14 protein-coding genes are annotated in these 19,097 nt (G+C 65.0%); 6 read left to right on the top strand and 8 right to left on the bottom strand.

What is annotated here, in order from left to right:
• Positions 1–122: 122 nt before the first annotated feature.
• Genes ACU4IU_RS11150 through ACU4IU_RS11125 form a run of 6 tightly spaced genes read right to left on the bottom strand, consistent with a single transcriptional unit; the run spans position 123 to position 8,977 of the window.
• A complete protein-coding gene (locus ACU4IU_RS11150) occupies positions 123–1,289 on the bottom strand; it encodes an MFS transporter (protein WP_446656751.1) in 1,167 nt (388 codons plus the stop codon).
• Positions 1,276–2,634 (bottom strand): Wadjet anti-phage system protein JetD domain-containing protein, encoded by a 1,359-nt coding sequence (locus ACU4IU_RS11145; protein ID WP_446656750.1) that lies wholly within the window; start codon positions 2,632–2,634, stop codon positions 1,276–1,278. The genes ACU4IU_RS11150 and ACU4IU_RS11145 overlap by 14 nt, the downstream gene beginning before the upstream one ends.
• Positions 2,631–6,209, bottom strand: coding sequence for an ATP-binding protein (locus tag ACU4IU_RS11140; protein ID WP_446656749.1), 3,579 nt, complete (start codon positions 6,207–6,209; stop codon positions 2,631–2,633). Before ACU4IU_RS11140 ends, ACU4IU_RS11145 begins: the two co-directional genes overlap by 4 nt.
• Complete coding sequence (locus ACU4IU_RS11135) at positions 6,206–7,027, bottom strand: DUF4194 domain-containing protein (protein ID WP_446656748.1); 822 nt, start codon at positions 7,025–7,027, stop codon at positions 6,206–6,208. The genes ACU4IU_RS11140 and ACU4IU_RS11135 overlap by 4 nt, the downstream gene beginning before the upstream one ends.
• The gene (locus ACU4IU_RS11130; protein WP_446656747.1) at positions 7,024–8,487 is read right to left on the bottom strand and encodes a DUF3375 domain-containing protein; all 1,464 of its coding nucleotides are present in this window, start codon (positions 8,485–8,487) and stop codon (positions 7,024–7,026) included. The genes ACU4IU_RS11135 and ACU4IU_RS11130 overlap by 4 nt, the downstream gene beginning before the upstream one ends.
• Before the next feature lie 55 nt (positions 8,488–8,542).
• Positions 8,543–8,977, bottom strand: a complete 435-nt coding sequence (locus tag ACU4IU_RS11125) for an MmcQ/YjbR family DNA-binding protein (protein WP_376904669.1) — start codon at positions 8,975–8,977, stop codon at positions 8,543–8,545.
• Between the two features lie 53 nt (positions 8,978–9,030).
• On the opposite strand from ACU4IU_RS11125, the gene ACU4IU_RS11120 reads away from it, so the two are divergent.
• The gene (locus tag ACU4IU_RS11120) at positions 9,031–10,032 is read left to right on the top strand and encodes an asparaginase domain-containing protein (protein WP_446656746.1); all 1,002 of its coding nucleotides are present in this window, start codon (positions 9,031–9,033) and stop codon (positions 10,030–10,032) included.
• Positions 10,033–10,035: 3 nt separating this feature from the next.
• Here the strand turns inward: ACU4IU_RS11120 and ACU4IU_RS11115 are convergent, their stop codons facing one another.
• The gene (locus ACU4IU_RS11115) at positions 10,036–11,043 is read right to left on the bottom strand and encodes a LacI family DNA-binding transcriptional regulator (protein WP_172171816.1); all 1,008 of its coding nucleotides are present in this window, start codon (positions 11,041–11,043) and stop codon (positions 10,036–10,038) included.
• A gap of 286 nt (positions 11,044–11,329) precedes the next feature.
• On the opposite strand from ACU4IU_RS11115, the gene ACU4IU_RS11110 reads away from it, so the two are divergent.
• From ACU4IU_RS11110 to ACU4IU_RS11090, 5 genes are all read left to right on the top strand, one after another.
• Positions 11,330–12,691 carry an MFS transporter gene (locus ACU4IU_RS11110; protein ID WP_376904666.1) on the top strand — a complete coding sequence of 454 codons (1,362 nt, stop codon included), beginning with the start codon at positions 11,330–11,332 and terminating at the stop codon, positions 12,689–12,691.
• Between the two features lies 1 nt (position 12,692).
• Positions 12,693–13,046 carry an L-rhamnose mutarotase gene (locus tag ACU4IU_RS11105; protein WP_446656745.1) on the top strand — a complete coding sequence of 118 codons (354 nt, stop codon included), beginning with the start codon at positions 12,693–12,695 and terminating at the stop codon, positions 13,044–13,046.
• A gap of 86 nt (positions 13,047–13,132) precedes the next feature.
• A complete protein-coding gene (gene rhaI / locus ACU4IU_RS11100; protein WP_376904664.1) occupies positions 13,133–14,302 on the top strand; it encodes an L-rhamnose isomerase in 1,170 nt (389 codons plus the stop codon).
• A gap of 103 nt (positions 14,303–14,405) precedes the next feature.
• Complete coding sequence (locus ACU4IU_RS11095; protein WP_446656744.1) at positions 14,406–16,442, top strand: bifunctional aldolase/short-chain dehydrogenase; 2,037 nt, start codon at positions 14,406–14,408, stop codon at positions 16,440–16,442.
• 29 nt (positions 16,443–16,471) lie between these two features.
• Positions 16,472–17,926, top strand: a complete 1,455-nt coding sequence (locus ACU4IU_RS11090) for a rhamnulokinase (protein ID WP_376904662.1) — start codon at positions 16,472–16,474, stop codon at positions 17,924–17,926.
• A gap of 96 nt (positions 17,927–18,022) precedes the next feature.
• Here ACU4IU_RS11090 and ACU4IU_RS11085 read toward each other — a convergent pair whose 3' ends face one another.
• Positions 18,023–19,045 carry an NADP-dependent oxidoreductase gene (locus ACU4IU_RS11085; RefSeq protein ID WP_259357260.1) on the bottom strand — a complete coding sequence of 341 codons (1,023 nt, stop codon included), beginning with the start codon at positions 19,043–19,045 and terminating at the stop codon, positions 18,023–18,025.
• Positions 19,046–19,097 lie beyond the last annotated feature (52 nt).

Here is a 19,097-nt window from a genome sequence, read left to right as displayed (position 1 = left end):
CCGGTATTCGCTCACTATTGATGTGTAAAGCAGTTTTCCACGTTCATGAAACGTGTAAAAAAATCGCCGATTTCTTTACACGTTTCTCTGCCCGTAGAGCGTGCCCCTCACCGAGGCTCCCCTCACGTCCGCGCCGACAGCAGGGTCGCCAGCGTGAGCAGCCCGGCCATGGCCACCGCCATCATCGGGTACCCGCCGAGCACCCCGGCCAACGCGGGGCCGGCGACCGGTGCGAGCGCCGTGCCCGCGGTGATCGGAGCGACGAAGACGCCGTTGACGGCCCCGAAGTTCTTCGTTCCCCACCGGTCGGAGACCGCCGTGGCCTGCAGCAATGTCATGCAGCCGCGCACGCCGCCGCCGAGCATGGCGATGCCGATGAGCAGCCAGATCGGGCCGGGAACCAGGGCGAGCAGCCACAGTCCGACGGCGCCCGAGGCGAAGAGGATGACCGTCCGCGCCCGTGTCGACGTGTGCCGTTCCAGGCTCGGGTAGCCGAATCGTCCGGCAACCTGACCGAAGCCGACGAGGCCGAGGGCGATGGCCGCCAGACTGTAGTCGGCACCGCGTTCGATGATGAGCGGGATGATATTGATCGTCACCGCGAACAGGGTGAACGTTGCGGTCGCGACGGCGATCTGCAGGGTGATGAAGCGCGGGTGGCCGGTGACTTGGCGCAGTTCGGCCCGGCTGAGCTTCACTGTGGATGCGGCCGCCTCGTCGGTCCAGGTCCGGTTGAGGAAGAACAGGTGCATCGGCAGTGCCAGGATGACGAGCAGCCCGGCGAGCACGCCATAGGTTCCCCGCCAGCCGAGGCTGTCGATGAGCCAGGCGATGATCGGGGCGAAGACCGTCGAGGCGAGCCCGCCGACGAGCGTGATCGTCGTCAGGGGCTTCGTCCGCTCCGCCCCGTACCAGCGGGTGATGACGGCGAAAGCTGGTGGGTAGAGCGTCGCTGCCTGGGCGAATCCGGCGAGGATCCAAGCGGCGAAGAACACGAAGAGGTTCGGCGCGATCGCGACAAGTCCGAGGGCGACGACCCCGATGGCCGTGCCCGCGCCCATGATCAGCTGCGGACCGTGCCGGTCGAGCATCCGCCCGACGCTGGGCCCCATGAGCGCTGAGACGATGAGCCCGACTGTCAGCGCCGCCGTCACCGTCGTGTGGCTCCACCCCATATCGTCAGAGATCGGGGTGACCGCCACCGGCAGAGAGTAGTAGAGCAGGCCCCAGCAGACGAGTTCGGCAACGCACAGCGCGGCCAGTCCCCCGCGGGGTTTATCGGTCGTCATCGAGGCCCTCGCCGAGGCGGTGCTCCGTTTCCACGCCACGTCCCGATCCTTCGCCGAGGTGGCTCCGCGTCTCCGCTGCGGCCGCGGTCCGCAGCCGGTGCAGAGCCGTATCCCACGGGATGCGTTCCTGTTCGAGCCGGACGCTTCCTTCAGCACTTAGTCGTTCGAGGGCACGTGCCTCGGTGCCGGTGAGATGCGCGAAAGTGCCGGTGCTCGGCTTCGGTTCCGGCACCCAGAGATCCTGGTGCGCGAGCAGAGTTGCTTCGTCCATGAGCACGGATTCGACCTCCGGCAGGTGGCTGCGCAGGCGGTTGAGGATCGCGAAACCATGGGAGTCGAGGTCGCCCCAATAGATCACGCGCGCACCCGCGATCCAGTCCAATCGAGCGACCCCGTCGACGGCATAGCCGGAACCGTGTACGGCCACGGCACCCGGCCAATCCGGCATGGCGAGCACGGATTCGAGGTTCTCGAAGACGAAGACCAGCCTCGGCGATATGGGCAGTCGACCGAGTTGGGAGATCGGAGCGGTCACATCGTCGAGGGACGCGGCGGCTGCTCTGACCGAGGTGCGATCGACGGTGACCTCATGATCCACGGAGCCGATCAAGGTCCCGTCGAGCATACGCAGCCGCAGTCGCGGTTCGGCGTCGAGGACGGTCACCGCATCAGCATGGCCGATCCCTCCGAGCAGGGCAGTGACAAGACTGCGGTGGGTCTCGAACCACTTCGAGTCCACCCCGCGGATGGGCAGCTGCCTGGGTCGCAGCGATCCGAGCGGATGGGTGCACAGCCAGTCGACGACGTCGATGACAGTAACGAACGCAGCGTCGGACAAGGAGAGGATCCGTTTCGACTGGGAACGTATCGCCGCGGCAAGGGAGCCCCCGTCCGAGCTGACCTCCGCGTCCGCGTCGCGAGTCGCCGCGATGCCGTTCGATACGGACCCGAGTCGCTGCCGGATGCTGACGGCACGATCTCGCAGCCTCCGCCATTCTCGAGCGGTGTCGCCGCCGACGAAAGCGGCCGCTGCATCAGGGGTCAGCAGTCGCAGTCGGACCGGAACGCGTTGACTGCCGACGCGGACCCAGCTGCGCTCTTCCCAATCGATCTCGAGCTCTGCAGGTGCGCCCGCGGCTGCCCCCGCAACCTCCCGGACCGCCCGCCAACTGCCGGCCCAGTCGGCGGCAGCAGCCTGATCGGAGAGCACCTGCTGTTCCGTCGGCGGTTTGAGGGCGATCTCAACACGCACCTCGCCTGTTGCCTCCGCCGCCCACGAGGCCATGGACGAACTCAGGCGAGCACGTGCCTTCGTCCGAGCCTCGGCGACGGAGAGCATCGTCATCGGGCGTCCGACTCCTCGAACTCAAGCTCGACTTCACCGGCCACACGGATGCTGTCGGAGCCGTCCGCTTTCTCAGACCCACCTGCCCCACCGGCACCGTCCGATCCCTCAGCTTCCGTGGCCGCTCCGGCGCCGCTCGATTCTTCGCCAGCGCCAGCGACTGACTCCGACTCCGATACTGACTCCGAGACCGACTCAGCTCCAGCCCCGTCCAGCTCCGTCTCGTCCCACACCATCGTCGAGGTCAGGGTCTTCTGCCGACTCGGATTCTCGATCGAGGTCGCCGCACCCACATAGGGTTCGATCGTCTGCAGCAGCTTCTGCGGAGTCGCCAGCACCATGTGGAAGCCGAACTCGATGAAGATGTCCAAGGCCATACGCGTATACCGCGTATCCGCTTTGTCGAAGGCCTCGTCGAGGATGATCGTGCCGTACTTCGAGATCGCCTCATCCGGGTCGGCGAGCTGATAGCGCAGCGCTGCCGCCAGGCAGAAGATCACGAGCTTCTGCTGCTGACCACCGGACATCGCCGCACCCGAATCGTAGGTGGCATGTGCACGACCATGGTCGTCGATCTCCTCGGCGAGGAAGCTCACGTGCAGGCGTGTGTCCAGGCACTGAGTCTTCCAGACCTTGTCGACGTGCTCGCTGGATGAGAATCGGCGCATCACCTCGGCGAGGGTGTCGTACTTCCTCTCCGCAGTCTCCATATCGTCCTCACCCCAGCTGCCGCTCGCCACGAGGCGGAGATCGGCGATGAAGGCGTTGACGGTCTCGGACCGCCGGGTCTTGACCTTCAGCCGCAGGTACCGGTCCTCGTCGAACTGCGACCGCAGAAGGGACGAATTGATCGGCGCGACCCGATCCTCGATCTCACGCGGGGCGGCATGGATCTCGTTGAGGAGTTCGCCGATGAGATCCCGGGACCGCTGCTGCAGCAGATCCCGGAAACGGTTCTCATGATCGGGCAAGCCGTGCGCGAGGATCTCATCGAGCATCGACAGGTAGGCGCGCCGATCATCGACTTCCGCCGTGAGCTGGGACGATACCGATGGCCATGCGGCCTTGAACTCGGCAGCCAACCGTGTCACGGACTGCCCCGACCGACTTGCATCGGCTTGCGCCCGGTCCTTCTCCTCCTGCAACACCTGCGAGACCTGCTGGCCCACCTCGGCGAGGTTCTCCCGCTTGATGCTGCGTTGGATCTTCCGGAACCGTTCGTCCAATTGTTCGCCGAGGTGGCCCTCGACTTCCGCCACCCGACCTGAGTTGACGTCGTCCTCGATCCGGGTCAGGTTCGAGCGCAGACCCGTCGATTCCTCGTTCGCCCGGCGAAGGGCATAGTCGGCTTCGTTCTTCGCTGTCTCGGCCGCGTCCTTGACCGCCTTGGCTTCGCGTTCGGCGCCGATCGCCTGCTGCAGGTCGCCGTCGGCATCTTCGAGTTCGGCCAGCTGCCGCTCGAGAGTCGCGACCTTCTCGGCCGCTCCGTCTCGGTCGACGTCGCGCCAGGACTGTTCGCGAATACCGGCGAGGATGCCGCGGCGACGGTGGGCCTGTGCGGTTTCGGCGTCAGCCGCCGCGACCACCTGTTCGGCCGCGGCCAGTTCCGACTGAGCCTCCTTGAGGGATTCGACAAGGGCTTCGAGTTTCGCTTCGCGGTCGCCGAGGACCCATTGGCTGCGATCGTCGATGGCCCGCCGGTCGTCCTTCTCGTACCGGGTGCGTGAGGTCTTGACCTGGCCCTTGACGGTGACGGCGCGCGGATGGTCGTCGAGTTCGTCCGGGTGGTCGACACAGGCGAAGTCGAAGCGTTCGGACAAGGTGGTCCGGACCCAGTCGCCGAAACCGGTGTCGCTGACATTCACCTTGTTGACCAGCGACTTCTCACTGCCCACGGGGCGGGGGCTCGGCACTGAACGCGGGATCTCCTCGAAGACGAGGCGTCCGCGGATGCGGTGGGAATCCACCCAGGTGCGCACGGCCGAGAGGTTCTCAGAACGGACGAGGACGGTCAGTGCCATGGGCCGCAGCACCCTCTCGATGGCACCCGTCCACCGGGCCTCGTCGGGGTCGACTTCGATGAGTTCGGCCGCGAACGGCAGCGCCTTCTCGCTCAGTCCGGTGCCGGCGGCGAGCTCGGATCTGATCGTCATGAGGTTGTTCGGCACGGTCGATCCGGACCGCCGCAGGGATTCGATCTCCCCTTCGAGTTCGCGGACCTTCGCCCGCGCCTGGGAGAACCGGTCGTGATCGGCGTGGCTGGGTCCGGCGACCTGCGTGTCGTCGTCGAGGTTGGAGGCGATCTGAGCCAGCAGTTCGGCGAATTCGGCGGCCGTGGTCGGGGCGTGCTCGATGCCGGCCTGCTCAAGCTGGCGAGCCAGCCCAGACCAACGTTCGGCGATGGCGCGGCGTTCGGTTTCAGCGGTGTCGATGCGCTGCTGAAGGTGTTCGGCCTCGGAACCACCGAGTTCCAAAGTGGCCCGTCGGGCCAAGTCGTATTCGTCGACTGCGGCGTCGAAGTCACGTTTGGCGCGGTCGGCGGTGACTTCGAGTTCGACGATCTGCCTGGTCAGCGCCGAAAGGTCGGCGCGGAGGATATCGAGCTCGCGCCGCTTCTGGTACGGCAGCAGAGCTTCGCTGAGCGCGATCGACTTCGCGGCGATGTCGTTGGCAGTCTCGAAACGGGAGGCGGCTTCGCGCAGCTGCAGCAGATGATCGCGCTGTTTGCGCAGTTCGACGACATGGTCATGAGCGTCCTTGAGGTCACCGAACTGTGCGACGGCAGTCTCGGCGAGGTCGAAGGTCACCGGACTTTCGAGCATATGGTCTCGGAAGAGCCGGTCGAGGCTGTCCAGGCTCTTCGCCGATTGTGTCTTGTGCAGCAGCTGGAGTGCGGACTCGTCGGCCATGCCGAAGGTCTTGCGCATCCGTGCATAGAACTTCCCGTGGTGGCCGTTCGAGGTGACCACCGCATCAGGATGGTCGGCCTTGAGTTTGCGGGTCTCGAGTCCGGAGCGCGCATAGTGCTGCAGGTCGGAGAGGTCGAGGTCCGCGCGCTCGAGGACACAAGCGTCGGAGAGGTCCGTCGTTTTCGTGCCCGAACCCTTGATGAAGAAGAGTCGGGCCAACGACAAGGGCTTGTCGCTGCCGTTGTCGTAGCGGAGGATGATTCCGCTCCAGGTGGCGCGCGGGCGCAGATATTTGCTGACGACCCGGTCCTCTTCGGAATCCGCGGTGCGAGTCCAGGCCCCGCGGACGTAGCTGACGAGGCTGCGCTGGTCGAGGCGAGCGCCCGCGGTCTGAGCGGCGACGTTGAAGCGCAGCCACTTGTCCGGGGTGAGTACTGCGGCGATTCCGTCGAGGAGGGAGGACTTGCCCGAGCCCGAGGGCCCGGTGATGAGGTGGCCCTTGTGAGAGACGGGGATGCGGTGGATGTCGGCGTCGAAGGTGCCCCAGTTCGCGATCTGGATCTCGCTCAGGCGCCACTGACTGCCGACGTCGGGCCGGTTCGCTCCGCGAGCACGCGCCTGGTCGGCGACGAACGCCGCGTCGAGCGGGAAGAGTGCCTCGGTCACGCGTCGTCCTCCTCGGTGTCGGCGTCGATGTCGGTATCGGCATCGGTATCGGCATCGGATGCGTCGGTGTCGGTGTTGTCGACGACCGTCTCGGCGATGGAGTCCCCGCCGTCATCAGACTTGCCGTCATGGATCTCACCGGCATCGGTCTCACCGGCGGCGATGCGTTCGTAGACGGCGATGAGCTCGCGCACGCGGTCCTCGTCGATGAGGAACTTCACCATGGGAGAGATCTCGAAGCGGTCTTCACCGGCTTTGTGGAGCACGCGCAGGCGGTTGCTCATCCGCGACCACGCGCCGTTGAGATTGCGTTGGAAGGTCGATTCGTCCCCTGTGCGGTAGATCGCGAGTCGTTCATAGACCTCTTCGCGATCGACGATGACGCGCTTCTCCCCCGGCGCGGCCAACAGCAGTTGCCGGAGCACCAGCAGCATTGCCGTGTCGAGGAAGGTGAGTCGTTCGCTGCGCACCGCGGCGGGCGCGTCGATCTCGTCGGTGACGATCTTGCGGGTGAATGCGAATTCGTCGACCCGGTCGATGACGAGGTCGAGGAACAGATCGTGCAGGCGCGAACGGACGAGGCTCTCGTCCGCGACGAGGGCTGCCCACAGCTGCGGGGCCTGCGTCCCGGACACATACGGCCCTTTGAGCAGTTCGAGCAGCACTCGGCGAGTGCGCTCTCCCAGCGTTCCGGTGTCACCGGACCACAGACCGCTGGGGTTGTGGCTGAGGTCGTCTGCGGAGTCGGTGGATTCCATCGCCGAGGCGGCCCTCACCTCGGCGGGGGCTGTGTCGTTGTCGTGGTGGGTGGGGCTCATAGGGTGATGCCTTCGGTGAAGTAGTGGCGGCGGATCGCGGCGGTGCGGACGATGCCGTCGACGCCGGCCCAGGTGAGGATTTCGCGGTTGCCGACATCGACGTGGCCATAGGTGCTGGCCAGGGACAACAGGCCGACGACGCTGGCCAGTCCCTGTGTGGCGGGGAAGGTTTCGAGCACCTCCGCGACGGAGGCTTCGTGGGCGGAAGTGACGACGGAGTTGATGTTCTCGGTGAGTTCGGCGAAGTCGATTTCGGATTCGCGGGCGACTGCGATGAGTTCGGCGAAGTCGATCTCGGAGTCCGTGGCCTCGCCGAGTTCCGCTCCGGCGTCGAACTCCTCGGGGTCGTGGAGGATGACCTCGCCGACGCTGCCGAGTGAGACGCTGGAGAGTTCGAGGTCGATGCCGATCTCGTCGTAGGGTTTGAGTTCCTGCGACACGGGCGCGGCCGCGGCGAGACCCTCCTGGAGGAGAGTGCGCATGACGCGGTCGCGTTGGAATTCGTGGGAGTGGACGTAGCGGCGCAGGCCACGGGCGAACTCGGTGAGGATGTCCGAAACCTCGTGGGACCCGTCCTTCATCTGGCGCATCAGGGTGCGCAGGGAACGGCGGGTGGCCAGAGAGAGGGTGGCGGAGAAGTCCCGGTCGAGGATGGCGGCGATGTCGTCGTCGAAGGCCGCGGACTGTTCGGGGTCGCGGACGAGGGCGGAGAACGCCGAGAACGTCCGACCTTCGTCAGAGGACTCGATGAGGTCGACGCCGCGGAACACTTCGTCGAGCACTTGGGACTGGGAGTCCTCGGCGGCGAGGATCGAGACCCGCAGTTCCTGATTGAGTTCTTCGAAGCGGGCGCGCACGCGGGCGAAGTCGGCGGGCAGTCCCTGCGCTTGCTGGAGGATGTCGGAGACGCGTTCGTTGGCTCGCCGCCTGTCGAGGACGACGGAGCGCGGATCGCCGCGGCGGACCCGGGCGATCTCGGCGTCGATGCGGTCGCGTTCGGCGCGTAAGGAGGCGAGGCGGCGAGAGCTGTCCGGGTCGGTGTCGATGGCCAGCTGTCGCACGGATTGGGCGAGGCTGACCAGCCGGGATTCGGTGGCGGTCTGTGGTGGGGTGCGCAGCTGCTCGAGCATGCGGATGGCATCGAAGCTGGCGGCGGAGAGTTCGTAGGTTTCGCCTCTGGCGGCGGTGGCGGGACGGCGGACGAGGATTTCGGCGCGACGCCAGTCATCGCAGTAGGCCTTCGCTGTCCGCAGCGAGAGGTCGAAGTGGTCGCGCAGCTCCTCGAGGTCGGCATCGATGCTTTCGTGCAGATCCTCGGTGTTCATCCTGGTGCCGGGCTTGCCGAGATGAGCGTCGAGGGTTCCGGCCATGACAGCGAGGTTGTCGGCCCGGAGCATGCGCAGGGTGGCATTCGATTCGAGCAGTCGCCGGTAGGCGAGCGCGGATGACAGGGCGGACATAGGAACTATTCTCTGCGCCTAGGCGGGTGCGCGCCAATTCGCGAGTCGGGTGAGGTCAACGGCTGTCGTTCCTCCCTCCGAAGGTGTCAGGGTCAACAGGTCGGTCCTTCTTGGGCATCTTGGCCACGACAAGACAATAGGACTCGAGCACGAGGTCGTGGAGAAGATCGGGATCGAGACGATCGCCGGCAGTTGCGGCGCCGGGTTCGCCGCCGTCATCGCCTCCATCCCCTGCGACGGTGATCCAGTGCTTCTTGTTCATGTGATAGCCGGGTGAGATCTCCGCATAGGCGTCGCGCAGCACCTCACCGTCGAGGGGATCGATCTTGAGGTTGAGGCTCGGAACTCCCCGCAGTTCGTATGCCATCATGAACATCTTTCCGCGCACTTTGTACACGGCATTGTCCGGTCCGAATGGGTGGTCGAGCTCGACCGAGGGGTACTGCATGGCTTGGTCGTTGGCCAAGCGGAGCACGGTGGCGGGGTCCATGCGTGGAGACTAGCAAAGGCCACTGACGTAGGAACTGACGTTAGACTCGAATCATGCCTGAGACTCCACCACGCACCGCCCCTCACCTGCTCTTGGCCGCTCTCGGCGGGACCATTGCATCGACCGCCAACGCTGCAGGCGGGGTTGCTCCAGCGCTCAGCGGCGCGGAGATCGCTGCGGCTGCCGGACTCGATCAGGTCTGGCCGGATCTGCAGGCTGATTTCACTCAGGTTGCTCAGGTTTCGAGCGCGAATGTCACCCTCGAGATGCTCTTCGACGTCGTCGAGCTCGCCCGCTCATCCGCGGCCGATGGAATCGTCCTCACCCAAGGCACCGACACCCTCGAGGAATCCGCGTTCGGGCTCTGGCTGCTCAATGACTCGGGCACGCATATCTCTGTCACCGGGGCCATGCGCAATCCGACCTTGCCCGGCGCCGACGGACCGGCCAACGTCCGTTCCGCCGCGCTCACTGCTCTGTCCGACAAGGTCAGCGATCTGCCGTCATCATTGGTCTTCAACGACGAAGTCCACGATCCGAGGTTCGTAACGAAGTCGCACACGACCTCGACGGCCGCGTTCTCCTCCGGGCCCATCCTCGGCGCGATCGGCTGGTTGAGCGAGGACGACCTTCACCTCCCCCACGCGCCCCAGGCTCCGAAATCACCGTTCGCCGGACTTCCCCGTCCGTCTCAACTGAGCAAGGTCGCCCTCGCCGAGGTGGGGATGGGCGAACCGGAAGAGACCCTTGATCTCATCGACGGGTCCGGGTTCGCCGGAGCCGTGGTCTCCGGAGTCGGCGGCGGTCACGTCCCCGAGGATCTGATGCCCGCCGTGGCCCGACTGGCCGAGAGGATGCCCGTGGTGCTGGCCTCACGTACCGGTTCGGGTGCGAGCCTGCACCGCACCTACGGCTATCCGGGCGGCGAGATCGGCCTGCTCGATTCCGGGCTCATCTCCGCGGGAATCCTCGACGCTCGCAAGGCCCGCATCGTGCTCAACCTGGCGCTGAGCTTCGGCCTTGACCCCGCCGAGGTGTTTGGTCAATTCAACTGAGCTTCACACCGGCCTGGTCGACCCCCGCACCACGAGTTCCGGGGTGAACTGGCGGTCGTGATGTTCATCCGAGGCCAATGCGTTCTCCTGCAGGAGTGCCTCCACCGCCGTGCGTCCGAGCAGTTCCGCCGGCTGCCGCACGGAAGTCAAGGGCACGATCGTTGAGAACGCATAGTCGATATCGTCGTAGCCGACGATCGCGATGTCCTCGGGGATCCGCAGATCGCTGAACATGATGACTGCCTGCATGAATCCGACCGCCAACAGATCATTGGCGCAGAAGACCGCGTCGGGCCGCTGATCGTCGGGCAGCGCGACGACCTTCTCCCCCGCGTCCCGTCCGGCGAGGATGGTGAGTTCGGCGGTGTCGAAGACCGGCAACTCGAGTCCTGCTTGACCGGCTCGTTCTCGCGCTCCGGTCAAACGGTCGGCGACCTGCGGCAGCGACTGCTGTCCGCCGATGAACGCTGGTCTCGTGCAGCCACCGGCGATGATGTGGTCGAGTGCCAACCGCCCTCCGGCGATATTGTCCACGGTCACTGACGACAGGGCGTAGCCGTTCGAGTCACGGTCGACGAGCATGACGGGCGTGCCTCTGGACGCAATCGATTCGAGCCCGGACAGGTCTGAGCCAGTCGGGGTGACGAGCAGACCGTTCACTCTCTGTTCGGCGAAGAGGTCGACATATTTCGATTCCCGGGCCTCATCGGTCCCCGAGTCTCCGATGAGCAGTGAAAGTCCTGCCTCGTCGCAGGCTTGTCTGGCCCCGTGCGCAACAGACGCGAAGAACGGGTTCGCGGTGTCGAGGACGACGAGGCCCAAACTGCTGCTGTGCCCAGATCGCAGCTGCCTGGCCGCGGCATTGCGAACGAAACCAAGCTCCTCGATCGCGGCGTTGACCTTCGCCGCCGTCGCCTCGGCGACCTTCGACGAACCGTTGACGACATGGGAGACCGTGCCGACCGAGACTCCTGCGCGGTCGGCGACTTCGCGCATGCTCACTTTCGCCATGAGTCTCCCTCTGTCATCCGTTGTACTTACGTCACCTGCGCTGTGCCGTCCGTTATCCGCTCCGCGGCACTCCGCAATTTCGCGGGCAGGCATGTCTCATTGTGCCTGACGCACCGTCATTCCGGCCGCCGCTCCCACCCCAACTTCCACAACCGCCAACGGCCGTCTTGATGTGACCCGAACGACATGCTAGTGTTCCGAGCAACAATATTGAAACGTTTCAATCACTTCATCTCACCCGGCGGATTCGCGAAGTCGCGATCACCGAGCCATCCTGGAGGAACCTATGAAGGACACAACGACGTCGTCCAAATGGAAGGCCACGGTCGCCGTGGCTATGTCGAACTACATCGAAGCCGGTTCGATCATCGCGATCGCCACGAGCATCAGCCTGTGGCAGACGGAATTCGGCCTCGACAGCATGGCCGTCGGCCTGCTCAGTGCACTGAGTGCCAACGCCTTCGGTGCTGCGATCGGTGCAGCCATCGGCGGTCCGCTCTGTGACCGCTACGGCCGGAAGTTCATCTACACCTACGACCTGCTCCTGTACATGTTCGGCACGCTGTTCGCGATCTTCGCGTTCAACTTCGCCTCGCTGCTCATCGGCTTCGTCCTCACAGGCATCGCCGTCGGTGCCGGTGTCACCGCCGCATGGACCTATATCGCCGAGGAAGCCCCCGACGGCCGTAGGGCCGGCCATGTCGGTGTGGCCCAGTTGGCCTGGTCGATCGGGCCGATGATCGGCTTCCTCCTTGCCGCCCTGCTCGAACCGATGGGTCTGCTCGGCTCCCGCATCATCTTCGCCCACCTCTTCGTCATCGCCTTCATCACCTGGTGGGTCCGCCGCGGACTGAGCGAATCGCGTCGCTGGACGAAGAAGCAGGCCAACCCGAACACCGTGGGCACCTACCGCGGAATCTTCGAGATGTTCACCAAGAAGAAGAACATCACAGCACTCCTCTTCCTCATCGGCGTCTACGGCCTGTGGAACACGGTGGCCGGTCAGGCCGGAATCTTCCAGCCCCGCATCTACGAGGCCACCGGACTCACCGACGCCCGCTCCCAATACCTGCTGCAGGTCCTCGTCTGGGGTCTGACCAGCGCCGCAACCTTCTTCGGCTTCATGCGCTACGGCGACAAGGTCTCCCGCCGCTGGCTCTACGGCTTCGGCGCCGGACTCGGCGTCATCGCCTGGGCCGTGCTCATCTGGGGACCGGCCGGTTGGTTCTCCCTCCTCGTCTTCGCCATCGGCTGGGGCATCTCGTCCGGACTGGGCGCTCAGGCCTTCTACGGGCTGTGGGCAGCCGAGCTCTTCGCCACCCGCTACCGTGCCTCAGCACAGGGCTTCATGTTCATGATCGTGCGCGTCATGGTCGGCGTCCTGTCCCTGTGGTTCCCTCTCATGCTCGAGAAGACCGGCATCCACGGCGTCGGATTCCTCATCGTCGGACTCCTCGTCGCCGCCCTGCTCATCGGCATGATCTGGGCCCCGAACACCCAGAACAAGACCCTCGAAGAGATCGAGATCGAACGCTACGGCCGACTCCTCGATGCCGATCACGCCACCGAGGTGGCCGCGGGCAATATCCACACCGACGGAACCGCAACATCCGGTTCGACCGATTCCACCGCAGTCAGGGAACGCTGAGATGGAGCGGGTGTGTTTCCGCATGCAGGTCGATCCTGCCCGCCTCGATGAGTACGTCGCGGCACACCGGGCCGTATGGCCGGACATGCTCGAGGCTCTCGAATCCACCGGTTGGCGCAACTACTCCCTGTTCGCGGATCCGACCGGCATGGTCATCGGCTATCTCGAAACGTACGACTACGAGGCCGCGCAGAAGGGGATGGAGCTGACGGAGATCAACGCTGCTTGGCAGCAGTCGATGTCTCCGTACTTCGCTGCCGGCGGGTCGTTCGACGCAGGACCGGAACGAATCCGCGAGGTCTTCCACCTCGAGGACCAACTCGCTGCGGCCCGGGCCGAAGTTCACCCCGAGTGACCACTGCATCGGATCCAGCGACTCGCTGATTCTTCAGTCCCACAATGCACCCAGCACCACCGCAACATTAAGGAATACCAACTCTCATGAGCACTCGCCCCACCTTCGCCGACATCACCGATCAGCTCGCTGCACAGGAGATCGAACTGCCCTCCTGGGCGTTCGGCAACTCCGGCACCCGTTTCAAGGTCTTCGGCACCCCTGGCACACCGCGGGACCCATTCGAGAAGATCGCCGATGCCGCAAAGGTCCACGAACTCACCGGACTCGCTCCTCAGGTGGCTCTGCACATTCCGTGGGACCTCTGCGATTTCGACGAGCTGGCTGCCCATGCTGCCGGACTCGGGGTGCGTTTGGGCACGGTCAACTCGAACACATTCCAGGACGACGACTATAAATTCGGTGCCCTCACCCACGAGGACGAGGCTATCCGTGCCAAGGCCATCGACGCTCATCTCGAATGCATCGACGTCATGGATCGCACTGGATCACGGGACCTCAAGATCTGGTTGGCCGAAGGTTCGAACTACCCTGGCCAAGCGGACATGCGGGGTCGGCAAGATCGACTCCACGAGTCACTTTCCCAGATCTACGACCGCCTCGGCGAGGAACAGAGGATGGTGCTTGAATACAAGTTCTTCGAGCCCTCGTTCTACCACACGGACGTCCCCGACTGGGGCACTAGCTACACCCAGGTCGCAGCCCTGGGCGACAAGGCGCTGGTCTGCCTCGACACCGGCCACCACGCTCCGGGCACGAACATCGAATTCATCGTCATGCAGCTGCTGCGCCTGGGCAAGCTCGGCTCGTTCGACTTCAATTCCCGCTTCTACGCCGATGACGACCTCATGGTCGGTGCCGCCGACCCGTTCCAGCTCTTCCGAATCATCCACGAAGTGATTCGCGGAGGCGGCCTCAACAGTCCCGATATCGCGTTCATGCTCGACCAGTGCCACAACGTCGAGAACAAGATCGAAGGACAGATCCGCTCGGTGCTCAACGTCCAGGAGATGACCGCCCGAGCCCTCCTCATCGACACCGAGGCGCTCACTGCGGCTCAGCGAGCAGGCGATGTCATCACCGCCAACGACATCTTCATGGATGCGTTCTACACCGATGTTCGCAGCGACCTCGCTGATTGGCGCGTCTCCCGCGGACTGCCGGCCGACCCCATCCGTGCCCTCCGTGAATCCGGCTACCAGGAGCAGATCGCAGTCGACCGCGTCGGCGGCACCCAAGCCGGCTGGGGCGCCTGAACTCGGAGACAGTGGGCGTCCCGAAATCGCGGCACCCACTGTCTCGACCCACCTCGCTGCATCACGCACTTCGACACCCGCACCATCCTTTTCAAGGAGAACCATGACCCATCCGACCGTCAACGACCTCATCGCCCGCTCGAATTCGCTGGGGGCCGACCGTCGCAATACGAACTATGCCGGCGGCAACACTTCGGCCAAAGGCACCGATATCGACCCGGTGACCGGCGACGACGTCGAACTGCTCTGGGTCAAGGGCTCCGGCGGAGATCTCGGAACGCTCACTCCAGACGGTCTCGCAGTCCTCCGCCTCGACCGGCTGCGGTCGATGGAGAACACCTATCCCGGAGTCGACCGCGAGGACGAGATGGTCGCGGCCTTCGACTACACCCTGCATGGCAAGGGCGGTGCCGCACCCTCGATCGACACCGCCATGCACGGACTCGTCGATGCCGCCCACGTCGACCACCTCCACCCTGACTCCGGGATCGCCATTGCCACCGCGGCAGACGGTGAGGAGCTGACGAAGAGGATCTTCGGCGACACAGTCGTCTGGGTGCCGTGGCGGCGGCCCGGTTTCCAGCTCGGCCTCGACATCGCAGCCATCAAGGCAGAGAACCCACAGGCCATCGGCACCATCCTGGGTGGTCACGGAATCACGGCGTGGGGAGCCACCTCGGCGGAATCCGAAGCCAACTCACGGTGGATCATCGACACCGCGGCGGCCTATATCGCCGAACACGGCCGTCCCGAGCCTTTCGGAGCAGAGCGCACGGACTTCGCCGCTCTGCCTGCCGATGAGCGTCAGGCCAAGGCCGCGGCCCTGGCTCCGCACCTGCGTGGTCTCGCCTCTGCGGACAGGACGATGGTCGGGCACTTCACCGATGAACCGGCGGTGCTCGAATTCCTCGCCGGGGAGAAGCTCAACGCTCTGGCCGAACTCGGCACGAGCTGCCCGGACCATTTCCTCCGCACCAAGGTGAAGCCGCTGGTCATCGATCTGCCGGCGGCCACCTCGGTGGAAGAGACCATCGCCGCACTCCCGGCACTGCACGAGGCCTACCGAACCGATTATGCGGCCTATTACGACCGCCACGCCGATGCTGAATCACCCGCCATGCGCGGGGCTGATCCGGCGATCATCCTCGTTCCGGGGGTGGGCATGTTCTCCTATGGCGCGGACAAGCAGACGGCGCGGGTGGCCGGCGAGTTCTACGTCAATGCCATCAACGTCATGCGCGGAGCCGAAGCGCTGTCGACCTACGCTCCCATCAGCGAGGCGGAGAAGTTCCGCATCGAATACTGGGCTCTCGAGGAAGCCAAGCTGCAGCGGAGGCCTGCACCTAAGCCGCTGGCCGGTCGCATCGCGTTCGTCACCGGCGCCGCTTCGGGGATCGGCAAGGCGATCGCCACTCGCCTCGTCGCCGAGGGGGCCTGCGTCGTCATCGCCGATCTCGACCGGACCAAAGCACAGGAGGTTGCGACCGAACTCGGGCCGACCGATGTCGCCATCGGCGTCGCAGCCGATGTCTCCGATGAGGCGGGAGTGCAGGCGGCCTTGAATGAGGCGGTCCTCGCCTTCGGCGGTCTCGATCTCATCGTCAACAATGCCGGGCTGTCCCTGTCGAAGTCGCTGTTCGACACGACCGAAGCCGATTGGGACCTCCAGCACAACGTGATGGCCAAGGGGTCGTTCCTCGTGTCTAAGAACGCCGCCCGGATCCTCGTCGACCAAGGGCTCGGCGGTGACATCGTCTACATCTCCTCGAAGAACTCCGTCTTCGCTGGACCGAACAATATCGCCTACTCGGCGACGAAAGCCGATCAAGCTCATCAGGTGCGTCTGCTCGCGGCTGAACTCGGCGAACACGGAATCCGTGTCAACGGCATCAACCCCGACGGCGTTGTGCGCGGTTCAGGAATCTTCGCCGGCGGTTGGGGTGCGCAGCGCGCGAAGACCTATGGGGTGGAGGAGAAGGACCTGGGCAAGTTCTATGCTCAGCGGACCATCCTCGGCCGTGAGGTCGTCCCGGAGAATGTGGCCAACGCCGTCTATGCGCTGTGCACTTCCGACTTCTCGCATACGACCGGCCTGCACGTGCCCGTCGACGCCGGAGTCGCCGCAGCGTTCCTGCGCTGAGCCGCACGCGAACGGAGATCCTCATACATATGGATACCACTGAATCTGCTGCCGGTCTCACTCTCGCCGCGGTCGACCTCGGCGCCACGAGCGGCCGCGTCATCTTGGGCGGCGTGCACGATGGCGTGCTGCGGATGAAGCCCGTGGCTCGGTTTGCCAATGTACCGCAACTCTTGGGCGAGAGCATGCACTGGAACATCCAGTCGCTCTTCGCCGAACTGAGTACGGGCCTCCGGGAAGCCATCCTCAGAAGTCCGGGACTCGTGAGCATCGGCATCGATTCGTGGGCCGTCGACTATGGGCTGCTCCGCGGCGGAGAACTGCTCGGGATTCCGCACCATTACCGGGACGGACGGAATCTGCGCGGTGTCGAAATCGTCCACGAACTCGTCGCCCCTGATGAGCTCTTCACCCACAACGGCCTCCAGCACCTCGACTTCAACACCGTGTTCCAGTTCGCGGTCGAAGCCGAATCCGGGTTCCTCGACCTCGCCGACGCGGCACTGCTCGTTCCCGATCTCATCGGATTCTGGCTGACCGGGCAGATGCGCACCGAACGCACGAACGCCTCGACGACCGGGCTTCTGTCGGTCCGCAACGGAGACTGGGACGCCGACCTCATGGAGCGGCTCGGACTGCCGGCCGATCTTCTGCCCGCTCTCGTCTCCCCCGGCGAGAGCATCGGGGAACTGAATGCACCGGTGGCTGTCCGTCTCGGGGCGGCCGACCCGATCCAGGTGACGGCCGTGGGCAGCCATGACACCGCCTCGGCGGTGGTGGCCGTGCCGATGGAACGGCAGAGCTCTGCTTATATCTCCAGCGGCACCTGGTCCTTGGTCGGTCTCGAGCTCGACGAACCGGTCGTGACCGAGGAGGCGCGCCGAGCGAACTTCACGAACGAAGGCGGAGTCGACGGAACGATCCGGTTCCTCAAGAACGTGTCCGGTCTGTGGCTGCTCAGCGAATCGATGCGCCAGTGGGAACACGACGCCACCGATGCTCAACGCAGCTCGGACCTTGAGAGCCTGCTCGCCGAGGCGGCCGCAATCACGACGCCTGTGGCTGTGTTCGACCCGTCCGATGGACGTTTCACCCCACCCGGGGACATGCCCACCCGCATCCGCGACTGGTGCTGTGAGCACGGCATCGAACCTCCCCACACCCGAGCCGAGGTGGTCAGATCCATCCTCGAATCGCTTGCTGCCGCTTATGCTCAGACCATTGCGACGGCCGAGAAGCTGACGGGACGGAGTGTGGAGACGATCCACATCGTCGGCGGCGGTTCGCAGAACACTCTGCTCTGCCAGCTCACCGCGAATCACTCCGGCCTCAGAGTGCTCGCCGGTCCTGTCGAGGCGACGGCGATCGGCAATCTGCTCATCCAAGCGCGAGCGGTCGGTCAGGTCGATCCGACCAGCAGCTTGGACGAGCTGCGTCAGGTCGTGAGGAACTCGTTCTCCGTCACCGAATACCTGCCTGGCTGAACAGCGTTGCGACCCGCAACGCAAGAAAGAGGCGGCGTCGGCCAGAACTGGCCGAGGCCGCCTCTTCGTTTCCGATTCAGAGATGAACCGACAGACTCAGCTCTCGGCGCCCACGGCGACGACCATCTTGCCGAAGTTTCCGCCGGTGAGCAGATCGTTGAAGTATTCGGGAGCCTTCTCGAGACCGGGACGGATATCCTCGCGGAAGCGAACCTTGCCCTCCTTGAGCCAGCCGCTCATGTCCGTAAGGAACTGCGGGGTCAGACGCTCGGCGAACTCGGTCTGGATGAATCCGCGCACGAGCAGCGACTTCGTCAGGATGTTGCCCATGAGCGCTCCCGAACGGTCCGGCCCCTCGGGCAGCGAGGTGAGGTTGTAGTTGGCGACGAGACCGCACACGGGCACGCGAGCGAACGTATTGAGCCGCGGCAGCACAGCGTCGAAGACCTCCCCGCCGACGTTCTCAAAGTAGACGTCGATGCCCTGCGGCACCGCCTCCTTCAGCTCCTGCCGCAGGTTCCCCGTGCGGTGGTCAAGTGCCACGTCGAAGCCGAGCTCACGAAGGTGAGCGACCTTGTCCGGTCCGCCGGCGATGCCGACGGCAGTCGCTCCCTTGATCTTCGCGATCTGGCCGACGACGGATCCGACGGGACCGGTCGCAGCGGCCACGGCCACGGTCTCACCCTCCTTGGGCTGACCGATCTCGAGCAGACCCGCGTACGCAGTGAACCCGGGCATGCCGAGCACACCGAGGTGGGTGGAGATCGGCGCAATCTCCGGGTCGATCTTGCGCAGGTGTCCGGTCGACTCGACCGAATACTCCTGCCAACCGCCGTAGCCGAGCACGATCTCACCGGCGGTGAAGCCCTCGGCATTGGATTCGACGACCTCGGACACGGTGGCGCCGACCATGACATCGCCGACCTCGACGGGCTTGGCGTAGGACTTCGCGTCCGACATCCGCCCGCGCATGTACGGATCGAGCGAGAGATAGAGGGTGCGCAGCAGCACCTGCCCCTCGCCCGGGGTCGGCACAGGCACCTCGTCGAGCAGGTAGTTCTCTGCAGTGGGAGCGCCCACAGGGCGCGAGTTCAGGCGAATCCGATGGTTGGTCGTCATGGAGACGGTTCCTTTCAGCAGCAGATCATTCTTCGCTTGTGTGCTTCATTGG

The sequence above is a fragment of the Brevibacterium sp. CSND-B09 genome, from assembly GCF_052906525.1.
Note: the sequence above shows the minus strand (reverse complement) of the source record. Positions and strands in the feature narration are given on the sequence as shown.

Excerpts from the sequence above, each read along its gene's own strand:
- ACU4IU_RS11150 (WP_446656751.1), bottom strand. The coding sequence starts at position 1,289 with ATGACGACCGATAAACCCCGCGGGGGACTGGCCGCGCTGTGCGTTGCC.
- ACU4IU_RS11145 (WP_446656750.1), bottom strand. The coding sequence starts at position 2,634 with ATGACGATGCTCTCCGTCGCCGAGGCTCGGACGAAGGCACGTGCTCGC.
- ACU4IU_RS11135 (WP_446656748.1), bottom strand. The coding sequence starts at position 7,027 with ATGAGCCCCACCCACCACGACAACGACACAGCCCCCGCCGAGGTGAGG.
- ACU4IU_RS11130 (WP_446656747.1), bottom strand. The coding sequence starts at position 8,487 with ATGTCCGCCCTGTCATCCGCGCTCGCCTACCGGCGACTGCTCGAATCG.
- ACU4IU_RS11125 (WP_376904669.1), bottom strand. The coding sequence starts at position 8,977 with ATGGACCCCGCCACCGTGCTCCGCTTGGCCAACGACCAAGCCATGCAG.
- ACU4IU_RS11120 (WP_446656746.1), top strand. The coding sequence starts at position 9,031 with ATGCCTGAGACTCCACCACGCACCGCCCCTCACCTGCTCTTGGCCGCT.
- ACU4IU_RS11115 (WP_172171816.1), bottom strand. The coding sequence starts at position 11,043 with ATGGCGAAAGTGAGCATGCGCGAAGTCGCCGACCGCGCAGGAGTCTCG.
- ACU4IU_RS11110 (WP_376904666.1), top strand. The coding sequence starts at position 11,330 with ATGAAGGACACAACGACGTCGTCCAAATGGAAGGCCACGGTCGCCGTG.
- ACU4IU_RS11105 (WP_446656745.1), top strand. The coding sequence starts at position 12,693 with ATGGAGCGGGTGTGTTTCCGCATGCAGGTCGATCCTGCCCGCCTCGAT.
- rhaI (WP_376904664.1), top strand. The coding sequence starts at position 13,133 with ATGAGCACTCGCCCCACCTTCGCCGACATCACCGATCAGCTCGCTGCA.
- ACU4IU_RS11095 (WP_446656744.1), top strand. The coding sequence starts at position 14,406 with ATGACCCATCCGACCGTCAACGACCTCATCGCCCGCTCGAATTCGCTG.
- ACU4IU_RS11090 (WP_376904662.1), top strand. The coding sequence starts at position 16,472 with ATGGATACCACTGAATCTGCTGCCGGTCTCACTCTCGCCGCGGTCGAC.
- ACU4IU_RS11085 (WP_259357260.1), bottom strand. The coding sequence starts at position 19,045 with ATGACGACCAACCATCGGATTCGCCTGAACTCGCGCCCTGTGGGCGCT.